At 62.5% G+C, this 20,237-nt stretch carries 19 protein-coding genes and 1 tRNA gene; 8 read left to right on the top strand and 12 right to left on the bottom strand.

Annotation, left to right across the window (positions count from 1 at the left end; translation table 11 throughout):
* On the bottom strand, positions 1 to 1,025 hold a 1,025-nt coding region (locus tag AC0L3K_RS11840), incomplete at its 3' end, for a sensor histidine kinase (RefSeq protein WP_473366158.1).
* Positions 1,026 to 1,030: 5 nt separating this feature from the next.
* The gene (locus AC0L3K_RS11845) at positions 1,031 to 2,197 is read right to left on the bottom strand and encodes an FIST N-terminal domain-containing protein (protein ID WP_007599070.1); all 1,167 of its coding nucleotides are present in this window, start codon (positions 2,195 to 2,197) and stop codon (positions 1,031 to 1,033) included.
* Positions 2,198 to 2,479: 282 nt separating this feature from the next.
* Here AC0L3K_RS11845 and AC0L3K_RS11850 point away from each other — a divergent pair, with 282 nt between their 5' ends.
* Together AC0L3K_RS11850 and AC0L3K_RS11855 are read left to right on the top strand one after the other, a co-directional pair.
* On the top strand, positions 2,480 to 4,519 hold the full coding sequence (locus AC0L3K_RS11850) for a methyl-accepting chemotaxis protein (protein ID WP_473366038.1): 2,040 nt from the start codon (positions 2,480 to 2,482) through the stop codon (positions 4,517 to 4,519).
* 279 nt (positions 4,520 to 4,798) lie between these two features.
* Positions 4,799 to 6,832 carry a methyl-accepting chemotaxis protein gene (locus AC0L3K_RS11855; protein ID WP_473366039.1) on the top strand — a complete coding sequence of 678 codons (2,034 nt, stop codon included), beginning with the start codon at positions 4,799 to 4,801 and terminating at the stop codon, positions 6,830 to 6,832.
* Positions 6,833 to 6,998: 166 nt separating this feature from the next.
* On the opposite strand, the gene AC0L3K_RS11860 is transcribed toward AC0L3K_RS11855, so the two are convergent.
* Positions 6,999 to 7,337: a DUF3175 domain-containing protein gene (locus tag AC0L3K_RS11860; RefSeq protein WP_473254816.1), complete on the bottom strand. Its 339-nt coding sequence runs from the start codon at positions 7,335 to 7,337 to the stop codon at positions 6,999 to 7,001.
* Positions 7,338 to 7,519: 182 nt separating this feature from the next.
* Here AC0L3K_RS11860 and AC0L3K_RS11865 point away from each other — a divergent pair, with 182 nt between their 5' ends.
* The 3 genes from AC0L3K_RS11865 to AC0L3K_RS11875 all read left to right on the top strand — a co-directional run bounded on the left by AC0L3K_RS11865 (position 7,520) and on the right by AC0L3K_RS11875 (position 11,546).
* Positions 7,520 to 9,019 carry an MFS transporter gene (locus AC0L3K_RS11865; RefSeq protein ID WP_007599074.1) on the top strand — a complete coding sequence of 500 codons (1,500 nt, stop codon included), beginning with the start codon at positions 7,520 to 7,522 and terminating at the stop codon, positions 9,017 to 9,019.
* Positions 9,020 to 9,022: 3 nt separating this feature from the next.
* Complete coding sequence (gene otsB / locus AC0L3K_RS11870; protein WP_007599075.1) at positions 9,023 to 9,844, top strand: trehalose-phosphatase; 822 nt, start codon at positions 9,023 to 9,025, stop codon at positions 9,842 to 9,844.
* 238 nt (positions 9,845 to 10,082) lie between these two features.
* Positions 10,083 to 11,546 (top strand): trehalose-6-phosphate synthase, encoded by a 1,464-nt coding sequence (locus tag AC0L3K_RS11875; RefSeq protein ID WP_007599076.1) that lies wholly within the window; start codon positions 10,083 to 10,085, stop codon positions 11,544 to 11,546.
* A 47-nt stretch (positions 11,547 to 11,593) separates the two neighbouring features.
* Here the strand turns inward: AC0L3K_RS11875 and AC0L3K_RS11880 are convergent, their stop codons facing one another.
* Entirely contained in the window at positions 11,594 to 11,935 is a 342-nt protein-coding gene (locus AC0L3K_RS11880) for a hypothetical protein (RefSeq protein WP_007599077.1), read from the bottom strand.
* Between the two features lie 196 nt (positions 11,936 to 12,131).
* Here AC0L3K_RS11880 and AC0L3K_RS11885 point away from each other — a divergent pair.
* Both AC0L3K_RS11885 and AC0L3K_RS11890 read left to right on the top strand, forming a co-directional pair.
* Positions 12,132 to 12,221, top strand: a tRNA-Ser gene (locus AC0L3K_RS11885).
* A 657-nt stretch (positions 12,222 to 12,878) separates the two neighbouring features.
* The gene (locus tag AC0L3K_RS11890; RefSeq protein WP_473366040.1) at positions 12,879 to 13,157 is read left to right on the top strand and encodes a hypothetical protein; all 279 of its coding nucleotides are present in this window, start codon (positions 12,879 to 12,881) and stop codon (positions 13,155 to 13,157) included.
* A gap of 451 nt (positions 13,158 to 13,608) precedes the next feature.
* On the opposite strand, the gene AC0L3K_RS11895 is transcribed toward AC0L3K_RS11890, so the two are convergent.
* Both AC0L3K_RS11895 and AC0L3K_RS11900 read right to left on the bottom strand, forming a co-directional pair.
* On the bottom strand, positions 13,609 to 14,151 hold the full coding sequence (locus AC0L3K_RS11895) for a cytochrome b (protein ID WP_085357635.1): 543 nt from the start codon (positions 14,149 to 14,151) through the stop codon (positions 13,609 to 13,611).
* 212 nt (positions 14,152 to 14,363) lie between these two features.
* Positions 14,364 to 14,555 carry a hypothetical protein gene (locus tag AC0L3K_RS11900; RefSeq protein ID WP_473366160.1) on the bottom strand — a complete coding sequence of 64 codons (192 nt, stop codon included), beginning with the start codon at positions 14,553 to 14,555 and terminating at the stop codon, positions 14,364 to 14,366.
* On the opposite strand from AC0L3K_RS11900, the gene AC0L3K_RS11905 reads away from it, so the two are divergent.
* Positions 14,499 to 14,642: a hypothetical protein gene (locus AC0L3K_RS11905; protein ID WP_473366159.1), complete on the top strand. Its 144-nt coding sequence runs from the start codon at positions 14,499 to 14,501 to the stop codon at positions 14,640 to 14,642. The genes AC0L3K_RS11900 and AC0L3K_RS11905 overlap by 57 nt on opposite strands.
* Positions 14,643 to 14,792: 150 nt before the next feature.
* On the opposite strand, the gene AC0L3K_RS11910 is transcribed toward AC0L3K_RS11905, so the two are convergent.
* From AC0L3K_RS11910 to AC0L3K_RS11935, 6 genes are all read right to left on the bottom strand, one after another.
* On the bottom strand, positions 14,793 to 15,035 hold the full coding sequence (locus AC0L3K_RS11910) for a hypothetical protein (protein WP_085357639.1): 243 nt from the start codon (positions 15,033 to 15,035) through the stop codon (positions 14,793 to 14,795).
* A 931-nt stretch (positions 15,036 to 15,966) separates the two neighbouring features.
* Positions 15,967 to 16,551, bottom strand: a complete 585-nt coding sequence (locus AC0L3K_RS11915; protein WP_473366041.1) for a carboxymuconolactone decarboxylase family protein — start codon at positions 16,549 to 16,551, stop codon at positions 15,967 to 15,969.
* A 135-nt stretch (positions 16,552 to 16,686) separates the two neighbouring features.
* Positions 16,687 to 17,226, bottom strand: coding sequence for a cytochrome family protein (locus AC0L3K_RS11920; protein WP_473366042.1), 540 nt, complete (start codon positions 17,224 to 17,226; stop codon positions 16,687 to 16,689).
* The gene (locus AC0L3K_RS11925; protein ID WP_473366043.1) at positions 17,223 to 17,645 is read right to left on the bottom strand and encodes a cupin domain-containing protein; all 423 of its coding nucleotides are present in this window, start codon (positions 17,643 to 17,645) and stop codon (positions 17,223 to 17,225) included. Before AC0L3K_RS11925 ends, AC0L3K_RS11920 begins: the two co-directional genes overlap by 4 nt.
* Positions 17,646 to 17,831: 186 nt before the next feature.
* On the bottom strand, positions 17,832 to 18,818 hold the full coding sequence (gene cydB / locus AC0L3K_RS11930; RefSeq protein ID WP_473366044.1) for a cytochrome d ubiquinol oxidase subunit II: 987 nt from the start codon (positions 18,816 to 18,818) through the stop codon (positions 17,832 to 17,834).
* Positions 18,819 to 18,820: 2 nt separating this feature from the next.
* Positions 18,821 to 20,227 carry a cytochrome ubiquinol oxidase subunit I gene (locus AC0L3K_RS11935; RefSeq protein ID WP_473366045.1) on the bottom strand — a complete coding sequence of 469 codons (1,407 nt, stop codon included), beginning with the start codon at positions 20,225 to 20,227 and terminating at the stop codon, positions 18,821 to 18,823.
* Positions 20,228 to 20,237 lie beyond the last annotated feature (10 nt).

A 20,237-nucleotide genomic window follows, 5' to 3' on the forward strand; every position in this document is an offset into this window, starting at 1 on the left:
CGGGGGGGGGGGGGGGCCGGGGGGGGGGGGGGGGGCGCGCCCGCCCCCCCCCCGCGGGCCGGGGGGGGGCGCCGCCCCCCCCCCCCGCCCCCCCCCCCCGCCGCGCGCCCCCCCGCCTCCAGCTCCAGGGTGAAGGTCGATCCTTTGCCGATCCGGGACGACAACTGCACCCCGTGACCGAGCACGGTTGCGAAACGGCGGACGATGGAGAGGCCGAGCCCGAAGCCGGCCTGGTCGGTCGCGGTTGCTTCGCCGCGCTGGAATTCGCGGAAGATTGCCTCCTGCTGCGCCTGCGCAATTCCAGGCCCGGTGTCGGAGACCTGGACGCAGATGCGGTCGCCCCTCAGCCGGCATCCCATGACGACGCCGCCGCTGCGGGTATAGCGGATTGCATTGGCAAGCAGGTTCTGAAGGATCCGTCGCAACATCATCGCATCCGACCTCACCGCGTGCGGTGAGGTGCGGATGTGCAGGGCAAGCCCCTGCCGCGCCGCGACCGGCTCGAATTCGTTGCGAAGCTGCTCGAACAGGGGCGCCAGCGCGATGGCGCGCACGTCGGGCTTGAGTGCGCCGGCGTCGAGCTTTGCGATCTCCAGCAGCGACCGCAGCAGGTCCTCCAGCATCAGCAGCGAGCGGTCGGCCTGGTCGATCAGCAGGCCCGCTTCCTGCGACTCCATCATTTCGGTCAGCGCCGACAGCGTCAGCCGCGCCGCGTTGAGCGGCTGCAACAGGTCGTGGGTGACCGAGATCAGCACCGATGATTTCAGCGAGCTTGCGGCTTCAGCCTGTTGCTTGGCGCGGTAGAGCTCTTCATTGGCGCGCTCGACCGAATGCAGCGCTCCGCGCAACTGGTGAGTCCGGTCGCGGACCTTGTGGTCGAGCGCAATCGCAGTCTCGAACAGCGAGAAGGCGTTGAGCTGCTGGTCCATCGAGCGCTCGACGCGCGACATCAGGGCGGCGTTGATCTTCTTCAGCTTCGCCGCCTCGCGCCGCAACTGGTCGGTCGCATCAGGGCCCTGCCACATGTCCGTCACGACGGGCGCCTTCCGATCGCGACGCCGGTGAAGGTCTGGTTCACATGCATGGAGCCGAACTGCTCGCCATAGGTGTGAAAGCCGACGACTCGGTTCTGCCGGTACAGTTCGGACATGTCGCGGGTGAGCTGGTGCTGCTCGGCGTCGAGCCGCCGGAGCAGGCACTCGAAGCCGATATAGAGCGAGACCTCTCCGATCTGGTCGCGGATTTCGGTGAAGGTGTCGCGGGTCGAGCCGACCAGGCTGCGCGACGTCGCCGCCGTCAGCACCATGCCTTCGTCGATGGCGCAGAAGAAATGCAAGGAGCCGTCCGGTTCGACGCGCTGGATCGACCGCGCGTAATAGGCGCCGCCGACGCGCACCAGCACCGGGTGGGACGCGAAGGAGAACGGATCGAGCTTGGCGTCCAGGATCCCGACCATGCGCGAATATTCCTCGGCCGCTGGCTCCGCGTTCAGCTCCCTGACCGTTCGATTTTCGATGTCGGCTTCGGTGACCACCATCTTCTGCGGACTGGGCTCGAAATTGTCGCACTTGAAAACCCGGAACGGCAGCGAGGTGTTCAACAGGATCAGGAGGGCGGCATTGGTGTGTGCCTTGCCGTCGCAGAACACCCAGGTCTTCTCGAAGCGCATCCCGTCACCCGCGGAGCCGCCGACAACCGGAATGTCGTCGAGCGAGGCATAGATCGCGGACATAACTGCCTCTTCGCGGCGGCACAGGCCGTCGATCAACACCAGGCCGAAGGCATTGCCGCGATCGACTTGCGGGGTGATCCGCAACAGCTCGTGCCGGAGCTCGCCGCCGATTCTGCGGCCGTCCTCGACGCGGAAACTGTCGAGGTTGAAAATCGGCCGCACCGCGGCCGAGAAATCGGCACGGCTGAACGCGAGCGCCACGACGCTGTTCTCGTCCCAGCCGTCAGGGGCGAGCTCGCCCGCGGTCGTGCAACCGCAGATCCGGGTCTCATCGAACTGCCGGGTGATCTCGGCGATGAAGCGATGGGGGTCGTAGCGGGGCGAGAGGAAGACCAGGATCAGCGCCAGCTCGTCGGACGGTAGTTGGGCGACGAGCTCGGCCACGGCTTCATCGACGCTCGCAGCCTTCGATTTGGCAACGGCAACGCCAGACGCACCGCCAAACCGAAAATCGGTTTGCCCCACTCGTTTCTCCCCTCGAGGACCAGCCCGGTCTAACGCCAAGTGCCTGATAAGTGTCCGACAAGTTCCCCAAGAGTAAGGCGCTTTCCGGTTGGCCGCAACACGGCCCCCTCGGCCCGGCAAGGCTGAACGAGCGCCGGGAGGACGGATAGTCTCGCCACCCGGGGTGCAGGCCGGCTGGATTTACCGCCTCTTGACGTTTCTGCCTTAATTTTCCGCACAGGTTCGGGAAGGGCTGCTTCCGGGCCGGCTGAGCGTTGCAAGAACAGAGGGTTGGGGGTGGGAATGTCCGGACGTATCGCGTCTTCGTCGAAGCGCACCATAATGCCGACCCTCAGGTTCCGCGCCAAGATCATTCTGGGCTTTGCCGCCGTGCTGGTGATCTCCGCCGGCAGCATGGCTTTCTCCTATTTTGGCTTCGAGCGGGTCTCGTCCGGGGTCGGGTCCTACCGCAGCAGCGTCACCGAGGCCGATCTCGCCCGTAATATCGACCGGGAGCTGCTCGCCTATCGCTCGGCCGTCAAATATTTCGTCGTCACCGGCAAGGAGGACGACGCCAAGACGGCGCTGGACGCGGAGACCGGCCTGAAGAGCGCCATCGACCAGGCGGTCAAGAGCGCCAAAAAGCCGGCGCGCCAGGAGAGCCTGGGCAAGCTCGCCAAGGAGTTCTCCAACTTCTCCGCGACCTTCGCAAAAGTCCTCCAGGCCAAGCGTGACAGCGCGCTGCTGGTGCAGAACCAGCTCATGCGCAACGCCAACCTCCTGAAATACAAGCTCGACGACATCGGCAACAATGCCTCCGATTCCGAGGCGCAGGCGATCGAGTTCGGGACCAAGCAGGTCAATGCCCAATTCCAGACCGCGAACGCGGCGGCGACCAATTTCGTGCTGACATCCGATCAGGCGATTGCGACCAGCGCGCTGGCGCGGCTGAAATTCGTCGAGAACTCGCTCGGCGCGGTTTATTCCATGGACGACAAGATCGTCGCCGGCCTGAAGGATGCCAAGGGATTACTCGGTGCCTATCGGGAATCGCTGGAGAAACTGATCGCCAATGCCAAGATGATCGACGATCTCGTCACCGAGATGAGCGGTTCGGCCGGCGCGATCCTTCAGGGCGCTACCGCCATGAAGGCGGACCTCGTTGCCGAACAGCAGCGGCTGGAGTCCGAATCGGAAGCGACCATCGGGAAGACCGAGCAACTGGTGCTGATGCTGGCCGTCGGCGGCACGCTGCTCGGCGCGGTCCTCGCTTTCCTGCTCGGCACCGGCATTTCGCGTCCGATGATCGCGATGTGCAAGGCGATGCGCGAGCTTGCCGCGGGTAATTTCGATGTCGTGCTGCCGGGCCTGGGCCGCAAGGACGAGATCGGCGAGATGGCCGGTGCGGTCGAAGAATTCAAGGTGCAGGCCGTGGCCAAGGCCGAGCGCGACGCCGCCGCCAACGAGGCCCAGAACAAGGAAGCAAGCGCTGCTCGCCGCTCCGAACTGATTCGTTTCGCCGACGATTTCGAAAGCGCGGTCGGTGCCATCGTCTCCAACGTCTCGGCGTCCGCCGTGCAGCTGGAATCGGCAGCCTCGACGCTGACCCGCACCGCCGAGACCACGCAGAGCCTGTCGAGCCAGGTCGCCGACGTCTCCGAGCAGGCCTCCAGCAACATGCAGTCGGTGGCGACCGCGACGGAAGAGCTCTCGGCCTCGGTCGAGGAGATCGGCCGCCAGGTGCGCGATTCCAGCCGCATTGCCGAAAACGCCGTGGTGCAGGCAAAGGAGACCGACAATCGCATCGGCAAGCTCTCGCATGCCGCCCAGCAGATCGGCGAAGTGGTCAAGCTGATCACGGCGATCGCCGAGCAGACCAATCTTCTGGCGCTCAACGCGACCATCGAAGCGGCACGCGCCGGTGAAGCCGGCCGCGGCTTTGCCGTCGTGGCCAGCGAAGTGAAGTCGCTGGCGAGCCAGACGGCGAAGGCCACCGACGAGATCTCCTCGCACATCACGGGCATGCAAGGTGCGACGGCCGAGTCGGTTGCGGCGATCAAGGAGATCGGCGCGACCATCGGCCAGATCTCGTCGATCTCGACGTCGATCGCGAGCGCAGTGGAGCAGCAGGGCGCGGCGACGCAGGAAATCGCGCGCAGCGTCCAGACGGTTGCACAGGGCACTCAGACCGCTGCCACCGACATCGGCCAGGTCAACCGCGGTGCCGCCGAAACCGGCTCGGCTTCGGAAGAGGTGCTGCATTCGGCCAAGACGCTGTCGTCCGAAAGCACCCGCCTGCGCGCCGAGCTCGACCGCTTCATGGGCAATATCCGGGCGGCGTGAGGCCCGAAGCGCGCCACGCACTCCGCCGTCGTCCTGGCGAAAGCCAGGACCCATTACCCCAAGGAGGAGTTGTCGGGCGAACTGCTAACCCCGAGTCATCGCCAACTGCTCACTGGGTAGCGCTTGTCCAGGACGACGAGACCCTGCGTCACCTAACCGCCAGTTGCGGCGCCACAAGTTTACCGCCGCTTATCCTTTGCCATTTACCGTGCTCACGCGTCAGGAAGCGGGCTGCTTCCGGGCTGCGCCTGTTTTTCCGCGAATGGAATGGGGTGGGGAATGCCCGTCAAGTCGAAGCCGACCACATCGAAGCTGCTCACCTTGCGTTTTCGCGCAAAAATCATCCTCGGCTTCGTGGCGGTGCTCGCCATCCTCGCCGTCAGCATGGCTTTCGCGTATTTCGGCTTCGAGCGGATCCAGGCCGCCGTGGCCTCCTACCGCTCCAGCGTCGCCGAAGCGGACCTTGCGCGGACGGTCGATCGCGAGCTGATCGCTTACCAGGGGCTGGCGCGGGCCTACACGTTGACTGGCGCGGTCGATGATGAGACCGCGGCCAACGCAGCCGAAGAGAATCTGAGGGCCGCCATTACCAAGTCGGCGGCGGCCACCACGGGCGCGGCGCGCCGCGAGCAGGTCGGCAAGCTCGAGGCCGACTTCAAGAGCTTTACCAAGGTGTTCGGCGAGATCATCACGTTGACGCGCGAGAATGGCAAGATCGCGACCGATGAGCTCAACAGCGTCGGCAACAAGATCCGCTTCAAGTTCGACGATCTTGCCGATACCGCGGCATTGGCGGGCCTGAACTCGGTTCAGAGCACGGCCAAGGACATCACATCGCAATACCTTGCGGTCTCCACCTCGGTCAGCGCCTTCGTCGCCAAGCCGGAGCCGAAGACCGCCGACGGCGTGATCGCCCGTATCAAATTCCTGGAGACCTTGCTGGTCTCGATCTATGCCAACGACCAGAAGATCACCGACCGCGTCACCGAGATCAGCAATCTCCTCAAGCAGTACCGCACCTCCTTTTCAAAACTGACCGAGAACGTGAAGGTCATCGTCAAGCTGAACGGCGACATGACCAAAACGGCCGCGTCCATTCTCAAGCTCTCGGGTGAGCTGCGGTCGGAGCTGACGGCGGATCAGCAGCGCATCGAGGTCAACGCCAATGCCACCATCGGCGAGACCGAGCGGCTGATGCTGATGATGGCGCTGGGCGGCCTTGCCGTCGGCGCTGCGCTCGCCCTGATGCTAGGCAACGGCATTTCGCGTCCGATGATCGCGATGTGCAAGGCAATGCGCGAGCTTGCCTCGGGCAATTTCGATGTCGTGCTGCCGGGCCTGGGCCGCAAGGACGAGATCGGCGAGATGGCTGGCGCGGTAGAAGAATTCAAGGTGCAGGCCGTGGCCAAGGCCGAGCGCGACGCCGCCGCCAACGAGGCCCAGAACAAGGAAGCAAGCGCTGCTCGCCGCTCCGAACTGATTCGTTTCGCCGACGATTTCGAAAGCGCGGTCGGTGCCATCGTCTCCAACGTCTCGGCGTCCGCCGTGCAGCTGGAATCGGCAGCCTCGACGCTGACCCGCACCGCCGAGACCACGCAGAGCCTGTCGAGCCAGGTCGCCGACGTCTCCGAGCAGGCCTCCAGCAACATGCAGTCGGTGGCGACCGCGACGGAAGAGCTCTCGGCCTCGGTCGAGGAGATCGGCCGCCAGGTGCGCGATTCCAGCCGCATTGCCGAAAACGCCGTGGTGCAGGCAAAGGAGACCGACAATCGCATCGGCAAGCTCTCGCATGCCGCCCAGCAGATCGGCGAAGTGGTCAAGCTGATCACGGCGATCGCCGAGCAGACCAATCTTCTGGCGCTCAACGCGACCATCGAAGCGGCACGCGCCGGTGAAGCCGGCCGCGGCTTTGCCGTCGTGGCCAGCGAAGTGAAGTCGCTGGCGAGCCAGACGGCGAAGGCCACCGACGAGATCTCCTCGCACATCACGGGCATGCAAGGTGCGACGGCCGAGTCGGTTGCGGCGATCAAGGAGATCGGCGCGACCATCGGCCAGATCTCGTCGATCTCGACGTCGATCGCGAGCGCAGTGGAGCAGCAGGGCGCGGCGACGCAGGAAATCGCGCGCAGCGTCCAGACGGTTGCACAGGGCACTCAGACCGCTGCCACCGACATCGGCCAGGTCAACCGCGGTGCCGCCGAAACCGGCTCGGCTTCGGAAGAGGTGCTGCATTCGGCCAAGACGCTGTCGTCCGAAAGCACCCGCCTGCGCGCCGAGCTCGACCGCTTCATGGGCAATATCCGGGCGGCGTGAGGCCCGAAGCGCGCCACGCACTCCGCCGTCGTCCTGGCGAAAGCCAGGATCCATTACCCCAGCGCGAAGTTGCGGCGCGGGCCGCTAACCCCGAATCTTCGCCAAACTGCTCCCTGGGGTAATAGGTACTGGATCGGCGCTGCGCTTGTCCAGGATGACCTGGCGCTCACTCCCTCCCGAACGCCCGCTTCAGCTCCACCTTTGCCCGCTCCAGCCGGGTGCGCTGCGTCTGCGGCAGCGTCTTGCCGGCGCGGTTGATGTAGAACGTCAGCATCGACAGCGCCGAGCGGTAGGCGCCGGTCTTGCGGCGCGCGCTGTGCTCGGCCGAGCGCTTCAACGAAGCCGCGATTTTCTTCGCGCTGGTCAGCTTGAACACGCCTTGTTTGAGGTCGAGCGCGTCGCTCTCCTTCGTCACGCGCTGTGACCAGCGCTTCGGTGCGGCGCGTCTGGTGCTCTTGCCCGCCGATGTTTTGCGAGAATGTGTCGTCTTTCTGGCATGAGCCATGCGTCAACTCCTTGCGGCTCCACCGAAAACCAGCGGCGCGAGCAGTCGTTCCTGCGGGAACCTGCCCTCGCCGCAGACGTTGTCGCAGGTGGCAGGCGGAATGCCGCACCCCCTTGATCGGATCGCCCCTGTCCACGCTATGTGAACCGGGGCCATGTCCATTGGTCAGATGCAACAACGCGATGGAATTGCAGCGAAGCCTAGCGCCGGACGATGGACCTGTGGTCTCCAAGGCGGTCGCGAAGGCGGCCGCGGGCGACCGCATCATCGAAACCAGCATTCCCGCGCGACTTGACGCGCTGCCGTGGAGCGGGTTTCACACCCGCGTCGTGCTCGCGCTCGGCATCACCTGGATTCTGGATGGCCTCGAGGTGACGTTGGCCGGCGCGCTCTCCGGCGCGCTGAAGCAGAGTCCCTCGCTGCATTTCTCCAATCTCGATCTCGGCATTGCCAATTCCGCCTATCTCGCAGGCGCGGTGCTCGGCGCGCTCGGCTTCGGCTGGCTCACCGACCGCATCGGTCGCAAGAAGCTGTTCTTCATCACGCTCGCGCTCTATCTCTCGGCGACGGCCGCGACGGCTCTGTCATGGAATGTCGCGAGCTACGCACTGTTTCGCTTTCTCACCGGCGCCGGCATCGGCGGCGAATATACCGCGATCAATTCGACCATCCAGGAACTGGTGCCGGCGCGCTATCGCGGCTGGACTGATCTCGTCATCAACGGCAGCTTCTGGATCGGTGCCGCGATGGGCGCCGTAGCGGCCATTGTGCTGCTCGATCCCGCGGTGATCGGCCCTGATCTCGGCTGGCGCCTCGCTTATCTCATCGGCGCGGCCATCGGCCTCGTCGTGCTCTTGATGCGGATGTGGATTCCGGAGAGCCCGCGCTGGCTGATGATCCACGGCCGTCCCGACCAGGCCCACGCCATCGTCGACGAGATCGAACGCTCGGTGCTCGGACACGACCAGGATACGACCGACGGCCGCTTCGCCAGGATCCGCCTGAAAATGCGGAGCCACACGCCGATCCGCGAGGTCGTGCACACGCTGTTCTCGGTCTATCGCCAGCGGGCGATGGTCGGCCTCGTGCTGATGATCGCGCAGGCCTTCTTCTACAACGCCATCTTCTTCACCTTTGCGCTGGTGTTGACCGATTTTTACGGCATCAGCGCCGATCATGTCGGCTGGTATCTGCTCCCCTTCGCCGCCGGCAATTTCCTCGGCCCGCTGCTGCTCGGCCGCCTGTTCGATACGCTCGGCCGCCGGACCATGATCATGTTCACCTATGGGGTGTCGGGCTTGTTGCTGGCGCTGTCGGGCTATCTGTTCTCGATTGGCGCCTTGAGCGCGCAGGGGCAGACCATCGCCTGGATGGTGATCTTCTTCTTTGCCTCGCCCGCCGCGAGCGCCGCCTATCTCACCGTCAGCGAGACGTTTCCCTTGGAAGTCCGCGCGCTCGCGATCGCCGTGTTCTACGCGGTCGGCACCGGTATCGGCGGCGTGATCGGCCCCGCATTGTTCGGGGCGCTGATCGACACGGGGTCGCGCACGAGCGTATTCGCAGGCTATTTACTGGGGGCCTTCCTGATGATCGCGGCCGCGATCGTGGCGTGGCGCTATGCCATCTCGGCGGAACGCAGATCGCTCGAAGAAATCGCGCGGCCGCTTGCTTCCATGGAGTAGACTATGAAATCGGAACTGGCTGAATTGGATCAAGAGCGCACCATGGTCGACGATGAAGCGCCCGATGCGGTGCCGGTGCCCCACGCGCTCGTGCCGCATCTCAATCAAACAGCGATCCTGCTCGACATCGACGGGACGCTGCTCGACCTGATGCCGACGCCGCGCGAGGTGTGGGTGCCGCCCGGCCTGTCGGAAACGCTGAACCGGTTGACGGAGCGCACCTCGGGCGCACTGGCGATGGTCAGCGGCCGTTCGCTCAACGACATCGACCTGATCTTCGCGCCCGATGTCTTTCGCGCCGTCGCCGGCCACGGCGCGGAGATGCGGCTTTCGGTGGACAACGAAGCCGATGCCGTCAGCGCGCCGCCGCTGGACAAGGAGCTGAAGCGGCGGCTCGCGGCGGTCGCCAAGCTCAGTCCCGGCATTCTGCTCGAGGACAAGGGCTATTCGCTGGCGCTGCACTACCGCCTTGCGCCGCATGCGGAGAAGGCGATCTATGAATCCGTTTCGCTGATCCGCGCCGACCTGCCCAATGCGCCGATCGAGGTGCTGCCCGGCAAGTTCGTTTGCGAGATCAAGCATTCCGGTTTCACCAAGGCGACCGGCGTGCGCGAGTTGATGAAGCACGAGCCTTTCAAGGGCCGCCGTCCGATCTTCATCGGCGATGACGTCACCGACGAGACCGTGTTCGCGATCATGCCCGACATGAACGGGCTCGCTTTCTCGGTCGGCCGCCGCGCTATGGGTGTCAACGGGCACTTCGACGCGCCGAACGACGTGCGCACGTTCCTCGCGCGGCTGCTCGACGACTCAAGGTTGGAATAAGGCACCGACATCTCGGAGCCACATATCGCGCGCGTAATTCCCCAGCGCGCCCGTTTCATGCTGTGCGCGCCACGGTAACCCAAACCGACTTTGTGTAGCGAAATCGTCGGGTTCCCTGGAGGTAAACCGGTTCCAACGCGCACGCCCGATTTTGGTTTCAATTGGTGCAAAGGATGATCAGGAACCATATTGATGAACGGCAGTTAAACGGGTGGAATGAAACAGGAGGGGACGACCTGTGAACTTAGTCGTCGTTTCGAATCGCGTCGCACGCGGCAAACCCAACGAGCCCATGACGGGCGGTCTCGCGGCGGCCTTGTTACCCGTCGTGGAACATTCGGGCGCGATCTGGGTGGGTTCCTCGGGCCGTGTGCGTGACGGTCATCAAAAGGAGCCGTTCGCCGAAATCGAAGCATTGGGTTCGGGCGCGATCGCGACGCTGGATCTGCCGGCGGCACACTATGGCGGGTATTACGAGGGGTTTGCCAATTCGGCGCTGTGGCCGGCGCTGCACTCGCGCAGCGATCTGATCCGCGTCTCGCGTGACGACTATGTCAGCTATCGCGAGGTCAACGCCTTCATGGCGCGCGCCTTGATGCGCTTTCGGAAAGCACAAACCGCGTTCTGGGTGCAGGATTATCATTTCCTCGCACTCGGCGCGGAGCTGCGGGACCTCGGCGTCGACGATCCGATCGGCTTCTTCCTCCATACGCCATGGCCTGTCGCCGCGGTGATGCAGGGCGTGCCCAATCATCGCGAGCTGATCACGGCGATGCTGGCCTACGATCTGATCGGCTTCCAGACCCATGACGACTGCCAGAATTTTCTCGGCTATGTCGCGGGCGAACTCGGCCTCGCCGTCGAAGACGGCGTTGCGATCTCGCAGCATGGCCGAACGCGCTGCGAGGTCTTTCCGATCGGCATCGACGCCGAGAAGTTCGCGCAATACGCGGCGAAATCGGCGTCGCATCCGGACGTCTCCCGGCTTCGCCGCAGCCTCAACGGTGAGCGGCTCGCGATCGGCGTCGACCGGCTCGACTATTCCAAGGGCCTCGTCAACCGCATCAGCGCGTTCGATCGGCTTTGGACCGAGCATCCGCAGTTTGCGCGCAGCATCTCGCTGTTGCAGATCGCAAATCCCTCGCGCGGTGCCATCGAAGCCTATGGCAATTTGCAGAACGAAGTCGCGCGGCTCGTGTCCGACGTCAACGGCCGCCACGGCGAGGCCGACTGGACACCTATCCGCTATCTCAACAAGGGCTTTAGCCAGGCCGTGCTCGCGGGACTCTACCGCACCGCGCAGATCGGCGTGGTGACGCCGCTGCACGACGGCATGAACCTGGTCGCCAAGGAATATGTCGCCGCACAAAACCCGGCCGATCCCGGCGTGCTGGTGTTGTCGAAATTCGCCGGCGCGGCCAACGAACTCGACGCCGCGCTGCTGGTCAATCCGCACGACATCGACGGCATGGCGCGCGCGATCGCGGTCGCGGCCGCGATGCCGCTCACCGAGCGCAAGATGCGCTGGGATGCGATGATGAAGAAGCTGCGCGGCCACACCATCCAGCAATGGTCGGCGGATTTCGTCGCAGAACTGGAGAAGTGCCGGACGGAGAAGGCCGCGGTTGCGCCGCTCGCCAACCAGCCGCCGCAAGCGCTGCGCTGGCTCAAGTCGGCGATATCGGGCGTGCGGCTGATCTAGTCTCCTCCCCGTTCATTTCGGGGAGGGCAGGGGCGAAGACGAGAGCCTCAATAGCAATACGACACGCCTTCCAGAATCGCGCACTGCCGCTTGTTCGGCGCGTTCGGATCGTCGAGCGGCACCATGCCCTTGCCCTGGCCGACGAACACGCCGGGCCCGACATGCACCGAGCTCTTGTTGCCGATAATGACGCTCTGATGCGGCGTCGCGCTCGAACGCGTGCCGTCCGGCCAGAGGATGGCATCGCCCGAAAGCATCCCGCGCCGTCCGTCGTCACAGCTGACGTCGCCCCCTTGCCGGGTGCAGACCTGTGCGGCGGCCGGTCCTGCAAAGGCGGCGGCGACAGCCGAAATCAGGCTCAGCGCGGCGATGGTGTTGCGGATGATCATGGGGCCCCCGGTCTTGTTTGACGGTCTTGAGTGAATCGTCGCACCAAACCCGCCGTCGGTTCAGCCAGCAGGCGGTTCCGAGCGTTAGCGTTGCGCCTGATATTGTCTATAAAATACAATATCTTACGGAAAAATCACCCGATTTCCCCGCGATCCCTTGCAAAATCATCGGCGCCCCTTCAAGAGAGTGCGCTCCGGAGAGATGGCCGAGTGGCTTAAGGCGCACGCTTGGAAAGCGTGTGTGCGGGAAACCGTACCGTGGGTTCGAATCCCACTCTCTCCGCCACCGATGTTCAGCAGCGAAAAAGTCCTTCAGTATCAGGCGTTTCTCGAACCGCCGGAATTGACGGTGTAGCACCGCAGTGTAGCACCGGGGCTTGCCCCAAGTTGCCATCATTGGGCCAGCCGTGGAAGCCCTAATAGTGCGACGGCCAGCAATGCGATCGCGGGAAGTAATCGTGGAATCATCCGGCGCGTAAGGCTGGTTTAAAGCCTGCGACGGCTTGATTGGCCAGGAGTTGCACGCGATGCCAACTCGGGATTCTGTTGGCGCAAAGCCGCGCGATCACCTCGCACATTGCCTGAAGATCTTCGACGAAGCCGACGGTCACGCTCTGCAGGCGCTTCTGAAATCGGCACCTAGGCTCTTCAGCCGCTCAATCTTGGCTTCGCTCGAGGAGCTCGCGATGATGCGCGCACCGCGCATTGGCGAACTGAAGCGCGAACAGCGAGAAGTGAGAACGGTCTGTCCGGGCGAGACGTCGCCCAGCTTTTCGACCGCGCTCCACGCCGTGAGGCCAGGGCACGGCGCCGCCGCCGCGAACAATAAGCATGTGGAAAAGTCGGCCGTAGGGAAGCTAACTCGCTTAGCTTCCCACTGCGACTTGAGCAGATGGGCCCGGGCAAATAGCATCCGAGACGAATGAATGAACGCGGAGGCTTCATGCTCAGATACATCATTGCCGATCCGGATGCAAAAGTTGGGGGCGGCTGGTCCCACATCTTCGAGATGCTCGAACCGGGACGGGGTGTCGCCCACGTCGAACGCGACTGCCGGTTCGTATTTGACCTCGATGAATTCGTTTTGATCCATCTCGATACTCTCATCGATGGCCGCATGGTGGCTGCGAGTGAGTGCGATCTGCTGGATCTGCAGGATAGCTTGCTGCACTCCAATCCCGGGTTCATCGAAGATCCCGAAGGTTTCGGCCGAACGCAGTGAGGCGCGCGACTGAATGAGAGGGAAGGACCGGCTTATCTCTCCGCAATTTCCGCGCTGTGTGGCTCGGCTATCGGCGCGCTTGCTTCATTCGGCACGATTTGGCTGAGGCAGGAAAACAAGCCAACGACACTTCCAGGAGAACACGCTCGAAGGCCTTTACCGAAGCACTTCTTGAGACTTCTCTGGAGCACCCTTCCAAAATCGTTCCACTCTATGAGACGATAGGAAAACTGTTCGGCTCGACCCGCAGCGTCGTAGCTGCACAAGTCGTGATGGATCGTATCATCCAGACATTCTAGAGCGGGACAACGTCCTACTGCTGGGCCGCAGCCTTTGTCCCAATCTCGCTGTCAATATGTACTGGAGCGTCATAAGCGACGTTCTGCTTTAGAATTGCGATCTAGGCGTCCTAAAGGTGCCTCAAGATCAGTCTCGGCCTGCACGAGAGCACTCAGGGCTTCATGCGAGTCAGGAGCCGATCTCGGAAGCCATACTGGTGTACTAGTGCAGCAGCTGCATGCAATGCGGCGATCACAACTGTCGTATTGGCTCCAATTCCATGCCAAGCCTGAATGGCACGAAGAGTCGCCGGATTGTGCGTACCGAACTGCGGGACCGACCACGTCCCGAAGAGGGTGGCGCCCCTATAAGATGCATCGAGTGTTCCCAATAGCAACACCACGGCGAGGAGAAGGTAAAGGCCGCCGTGCGTGAGTCTGGCTATGAGAAGTTGCAGTCCGCCCCTGACTGGCGGCAGAGTGCGACCGAATTGCATCCGCCACACAACTCTTATGGGCAGCACAACGAGGAGGATAGCTCCGACCACAACATGCACAGACCACATCGCCACACGATCTGGTCTTGGAAACCAATCGGCAGTTTGCCCAATAACCCACAGCACCGTAACGAATGCGACCGTGGTCCAATGCAGCCAGACGGTGATCGGGTCATAACGCGCGACGTCATCAAGCAGGTGTTCTTCTGTTGGCGTCATTGGTCTTCTTACCTCGTGATGCGTCAGTGTTTGGCCGGCAATCCGCTCGGCAGCGATCAGAACGTACGCAGATTGATGAAGCCCATCGACTAAAATCGCAGTTCAAACACTAAATCGCAAGTTAGGAAACTTGGCCGCTGCTGTGCTGCATCGTGGAGAGCTGCATAGCCTTTCGGTGAGAATGCCATTGGCAGGGTGTAGCGGCCTTCTATCTAACTAATGAGCGCAGTGGCTTTGCTGATGGGATCGGCGTCGTCGTGCGCGTTGATAATGATGTTGCCGATCGACACCGCCATGGCGGGCAGAGCGTTACCGGCGACGTTGCCATCCTGGCTGCGGCAGATCGAATGCAGCTGCTGCCGGTCGCCCACATTATCATGCGCATTGGTGGCGATCTCGATCACCCTGACTCTGATCCTGCTCTTGGCGGATCATCTAGGGCGATGCGTGGCAGCAATCTGTCCGATGTTGGAGCAGATAGCAGCATTTGAGCAGGTGAGATGGGCTCAGGTGCCGAAGCGTCCGGACGTGCGATTACGCAAGCCACAAGGCCGCGTCGCTCGTTCGACGCGGTAAATGGGGTGCGGTGCTTTGCAACAGCCGCACCACTTTTGATGCCTTGCCTAGCCTTGCGGCGAGCGTTAGCGATGCCGAGGCCGCGCATAAATGTTGCCTCCGGCGAACACGGGAGCCGCACCGCCGGCTCGTTCCAGGCCCATCCTGCCTGCAGGCGTCAAGGCGCCGCCATTCAGCACATCCCGGTTGGGATACATCGATGCGAAGGCGGCGGGCTCCTGATCCGCGAAGGACCATGCTGCAAATGCAGATGGTATTGTCGCCGTCGAGATCAGCGCCGCGGCGATCAGATTGTTGAAAGCAGTCATATTCGTTCTCCGTTCTCTCACTCGTGCGGAGAGTTCGCAGCTTGCGCTGACGGCTGCTCTGTCGGGGGCGTTTCCATCGGGAGTTTGTTCTACGCTACCGATGTAGGTAGGCCCCGCAAACATTCGGTGCTGTCGCGGATCACTCTTCCGAGACGGTGTGATCGCCGTGCGCAGATGCGGGAATCCGTAGTCACAGTCGTAATTCCAGTCACGCGATTGTGCCGGGCCGGAGCGCACCGTTTGCTCAGATTAAAGACCATGTCACCGGAGCACGTGGAGCGTGAATCGTGATGCACTCCCTTGATCCGGGATCTGCGGTCCTGCAATGAACGCTCCGCTGCTCGTTACGAACAGTGCCATCCCCTAACGAAACGCTGCAGGGATTGATCGGTGTGGCTGCCGCAAGATCCGCGCACACGGTTTGAAGAGCGTGCACCAGTTGGAGGAAGTTCGACGCGTTACGGCTTGGCCCTGGCTGTGCTGATGAGCCTGTTCACTTCTGCAAGTGCTACGACCGTCCACTAGTCGCGAGCGCCACATCGGTCGATTGTGCGCCATGGCAAAGGCGGATCTTCTTCGGGCCGTCAGGTCGGGCATACGCCGAACGCGCGGGAACGTTGCGAAGGGGCCAACCTTCGTTCGACGTGGCGGGAAACATGTCTTGCCTCAGTCCAGCCGTAGTCGCTCGCCCCACTATATCTCAGGCGCGTAAGAGCACCGGGTCGATTGATTCGGGCAGGCGCACGTTGAGGGCGCAGCCTGAAACGGGCCGACCCACGAGGTAGGCGGCCAGCGTCACGACGAGAAGAGAAGTGCTCGTGTGCACGATTTGATCATGGCCGGTTTCCCGACCGCCGACCGCACGGACGCTGTTCAAGCGACCGCCATGGACTGCCAGGATCGCGGTTGCGACAACAGCGGCTGGATTGCCCTAAATTGCCGGCGCCCACCGTTTGTGGTCCGGCACCGGAACGTCAAAGCCGTTTAAGGTGACAGAAACGAGGCAGTACAGGCCAACGAGGTAGATGAGTTCTGCGGCACCGGCCTCGCCGAAAACCCTCACGGCTCGCCGGTGGATGATCTCTGGAAGGACGGCGCCAGAGACCAAGGCGGAAGCAACTTCATATGCGACCGCTTCCTCATCCGTGAGATTTCCTGGGCGCTGCCCGGCCGCGATTGCCGCGATCTTGTCTTCTGATAGCCCGGCCGCTTCCGCGATAGAGACATGGGCGTAAAGCTCGTACGCCGAACGAAAATGCGCGCCGGTGACAAGGATTGCCACTTCACGCACCAAACCTGGCAGCGTCGGCGAGAAGGACAGAATTTTGACAAGCTCCCAAATTGGTCCGCCGAACTTTGAGTAACGCAGCCACGGATTCCACGGGCCAATCAATATGCCCTGACGATTGATGGCTTCAAATCCCTTGAATTTTGTTTCGATTCCGCTGCGCATGTCGCGATAGAGCGTTTTCTGTTCGGGAGTGAACTCTGAGGTTGAGAGAAGGGCCAGGCGCATGCGAATTTCCTTTCTTGTTAGCAGCGGGATAGTGCGATCGCGATGACAGCGAGCACATTGTTCAATTTAGCCGTGTAGCAAGCGTGCCGCTCTGTCGGAACGGCTAGGCAATGCCTTCGGTACGCAGTGAGAGCTTCAATTGTGCGGGACATCGGTAGCATTTGGATCCGATGGGGACGTCCTGCTCGGTAGGCGGATTTCGACGACGCCGTGGTTAAGAGCCTGATGGCACGAATTGCATGCGTCGGTCAGGCCGGCGTAGGTCTTGGCGAATGCCGTGCCATCCTTGGCTTGGATCGCACCGTTGAGCTCCCTGAACGGCTGTTCCATGACGGAGGCAATCATCTGCGGAAGAGAGGTCTGCTGGTCGGTTGGATGGGACCGCCCGAGCCGATCGAATGCGCCACGGAGCGCTCGAAGTTCGTAGGCCGCAAAATCCCAGTTTCCCTCCTGCTCGGCTCGCCAAAGTCGTTCGTGCCGCGGCTGGATCGTCTCGATCATCAGATCGCTGATGCTCGGCAGATATGGGATAGCAGCAGGCGAGGACGCCCCAGGCCCGGCGGCGACGCTGCGCGAGCTCACAAGAGCGATCGCCAAGAAGGCGGCCAGGGCAATTGCGACCATGGCAACCAAGATCGGGCGGCGCCGGATGTGTGCTGCTCCTGTCTCGATCATGAGCGCACCGGAAGTGTGGACCAGGCGTCGTCAGGGAGGTTAATAACAACGGGCGTCGCGGTGCTGCGCACGACGACCCATCGAAACGGTTCTTGCTTCGAAGGATTGATCTCCATGTGCAGCAGGAAGGCGGGCACATGAATGAAATCGCCGGCCCTCGCCTTCGCGACAGTTTCGCCTCTCTCGCCCCAGCGGATCTCGCAGATGCCCGAAAGGACGTAGGCAATCGTCTCTTGCTCTCCGTGATGATGAACGCCGGTTTGTGATCCCGGTCCCACTTCAAACAGTCCACCCCAGATAGCCGAAGCGATATTGAGCTCCGGTGCGATCGCGGCGCGACGCTCGCATCCTGGAGTCTGCGCCGTTCCCTGATCGAATTGAGCGGGGCTGACGATGTTGATTGTCGCAGAAGTACTCATGGCGTCCCGAATTGATTTTGATGCTCACTTGGTAAGTTAGGGCGCCTCGACTAGAGAACCACTAAATTCCAGTTTAATGATCTGGCTGGTAGTGGCATACGCAGCTAGGGTGCCAAGCTGGTCAACTCCCCAGTGCCGGTCGCCGCCGAACCCGCGCCGAGCTCTTTGAGCATGCCAGCTCTCGCTTTAGTAATGCTCGGCTGTCGAACTGATCTTGCCGCGAAATACGAAGTAGTTGACGGCCGTGTAGAGCAGCATCAGCGGGAAGACGAACAGGCCGGCGCCCCAGAACATGAAGGCGAGGCTCGCCTGAGGCGCGGCGGCCTCATCGATGGTGATGGCGAACGGGATCATGTAGGGCCAGAACGAGATCGCGAGCGTGCCGAACGCGGCCACGAAGATGAGTGCCATCATCGGAAACGGCAGTGCATCCTGACGAAGTCGGACACTGGTAGCGAGCATGATGGCAGCCAGTGCGCCGGCTATCGGGAAGACAAACAAGGAAGGTCGGTCGAGCCAGCGCGTCATTACCGGAAGGTCCTCCGCCAAGGCGTAGCCAAATACGGTGGCCAGGAAGGCGAGCAGGGCCACCGACAAATAGGGAATGAGGCGATAACACGCGTCGCGAACGTCGGCCTCACACTTCCGTACGAGCCAGCAGGCGCCGAGCAGTGCGTACCCAAGACAGAGCCCAACGCCGCACAGCACCGAAAACGGACTTAGCCAGCCGGAGGCTCCACCGACATAGCGAGCGCCGACCATCGGAAGACCCTCAACCAGCGCGCCCACCATCAGGCCCTGCATGAATGCCGCGGCCAAGGAGCCGCCCGCGAATGAAGCGTCCCAGATCCACCGCGTCCGTGCTGCCTTACTACGAAACTCGAACGCGACGCCGCGCAGGATCAGTCCGGCCAGCATCAGCAAGACCGGCAAATAGAACGCCGAAATCAGTGTCGCATACGCAAGCGGGAACGCTCCCCACAACACGACGCCGGCGCTCACCAGCCAAGTCTCGTTGCCGTCCCAGATCGGCGCGACCGCGCTCACCATCGCGCGCCGTGGCGCGTCACCAGGGGTGATGCCGAACAGAATGCCGACGCCGAGATCAAAGCCGTCCAGCAAGACGTAAAGCAGGATGCTGATCGCCAATACCGCGACCCAGAACATCACCATCGCTATTCTCCTGCGGTGAGCGGAAGGGCAAGGTCGCCTTGATGGTCGGCCGCGGACATCGGGCGATTGGGAATGGCGAAGGTCGCCATCACGAGGCTGGCAGCAGGGCCCGTTCGCAGCAGGCGGTAGATGTAGAAAATCCCGAACACGAAGATGAAGGTATAAAGGCCGCAGTACACCCCGAGCGAAATAGCCGCCGTACGAGTCGTCAAAAAGGGCGTCATTGCATCAGCGGTCCGAAGCAGCCCGTAGATGGTCCAGGGCTGGCGTCCGACTTCCGCCGTGAACCAGCCGGTCAGCGTCGCGATGAAAGGCAGTGGAAAGCTCAGAAATATCGACCAGAGCAGGAGCGGATTGCGGTGAATCCGGCGCTTCCAGCACCGGTAGGAGCCAAGCCAGGCGAGCGCCAACATCAAGAGGCCGCAGCCGACCATGGTGCGGAACGCGAAGAAGGGAATGAGTACCGGTGGCCGGTCCTGAGGCCGAAAGCTGGTCAGGCCGACTTCCCTGGCATCAAAGCTCATGCTGCCGATCAAGCTGCCGAGAATCGGAACCTTGATTTCGTACCGATTGGTCTGCGAGGCGGCATCAGGCACTGCGAACAGAACTTCGCCCGCGGGTTGCTCGTCGTGCCAACGGCCCTCGATCGCCGCGAACTTCGCCGGCTGGTCGTCATGCGCGTAATCGCCGACAAGATGGCCAAACAGCAGTTGAACCGGAAGCAGCACGGCGGCGAGATAGAGGCCCATTCGAAGCATGATACGGGCTTCCGGGGTGTAGATCCGTCTCAGCACGTACCAGGCCCCCGTGGCAGCCACGCAGAACGCGCCGGTGAGATAGGCGGCGAGCAACATGTGCGGGAAACGCACCCAGACCACCGGGCTGAAGATGATCTTGAACCAATCAACCGGAACAAAGGTGCCGTTTTGTATGGCGTAGCCGACCGGCACCTGCATCCAGCTGTTGTTGACCATGATCCAGAACGCTGAAAGCGTCGTGCCCAGAGCCACCATGGCGGTGGCGATCAGATAAAACCATGGCGGAACGCGCTTGCGGCCGAACAGCAGAATTCCAAAGAAGCTCGCTTCCAATGCGAAGGCGGTAAAACTCTCGTAGGAGAGTAGCGGCCCCTGAATCGGCCCCGACATCCGGGATAGCTCGCTCCAGTTCGTGCCAAACTGAAACGCCATCACAATTCCGGAGACCACGCCGAGACCGAAGGCAACGCCAAAGATTTTGAGCCAGAACTCGAAGAGCGTGCGGTAGGCGGGGCGTGCGGTCGCGATGTACAATGCCTCCAGAATCGTGAGCCAGGCTGCAAGGCCGATCGTGAACGATGGAAAGATGATGTGGAAAGAGATGGTGAAAGCGAACTGAAGGCGCGACAGAAGCAGCGCTGTGACTTCCATTGCTGCCTCC

Source organism: Bradyrhizobium sp. MI1.10 (genome assembly GCF_055811035.1).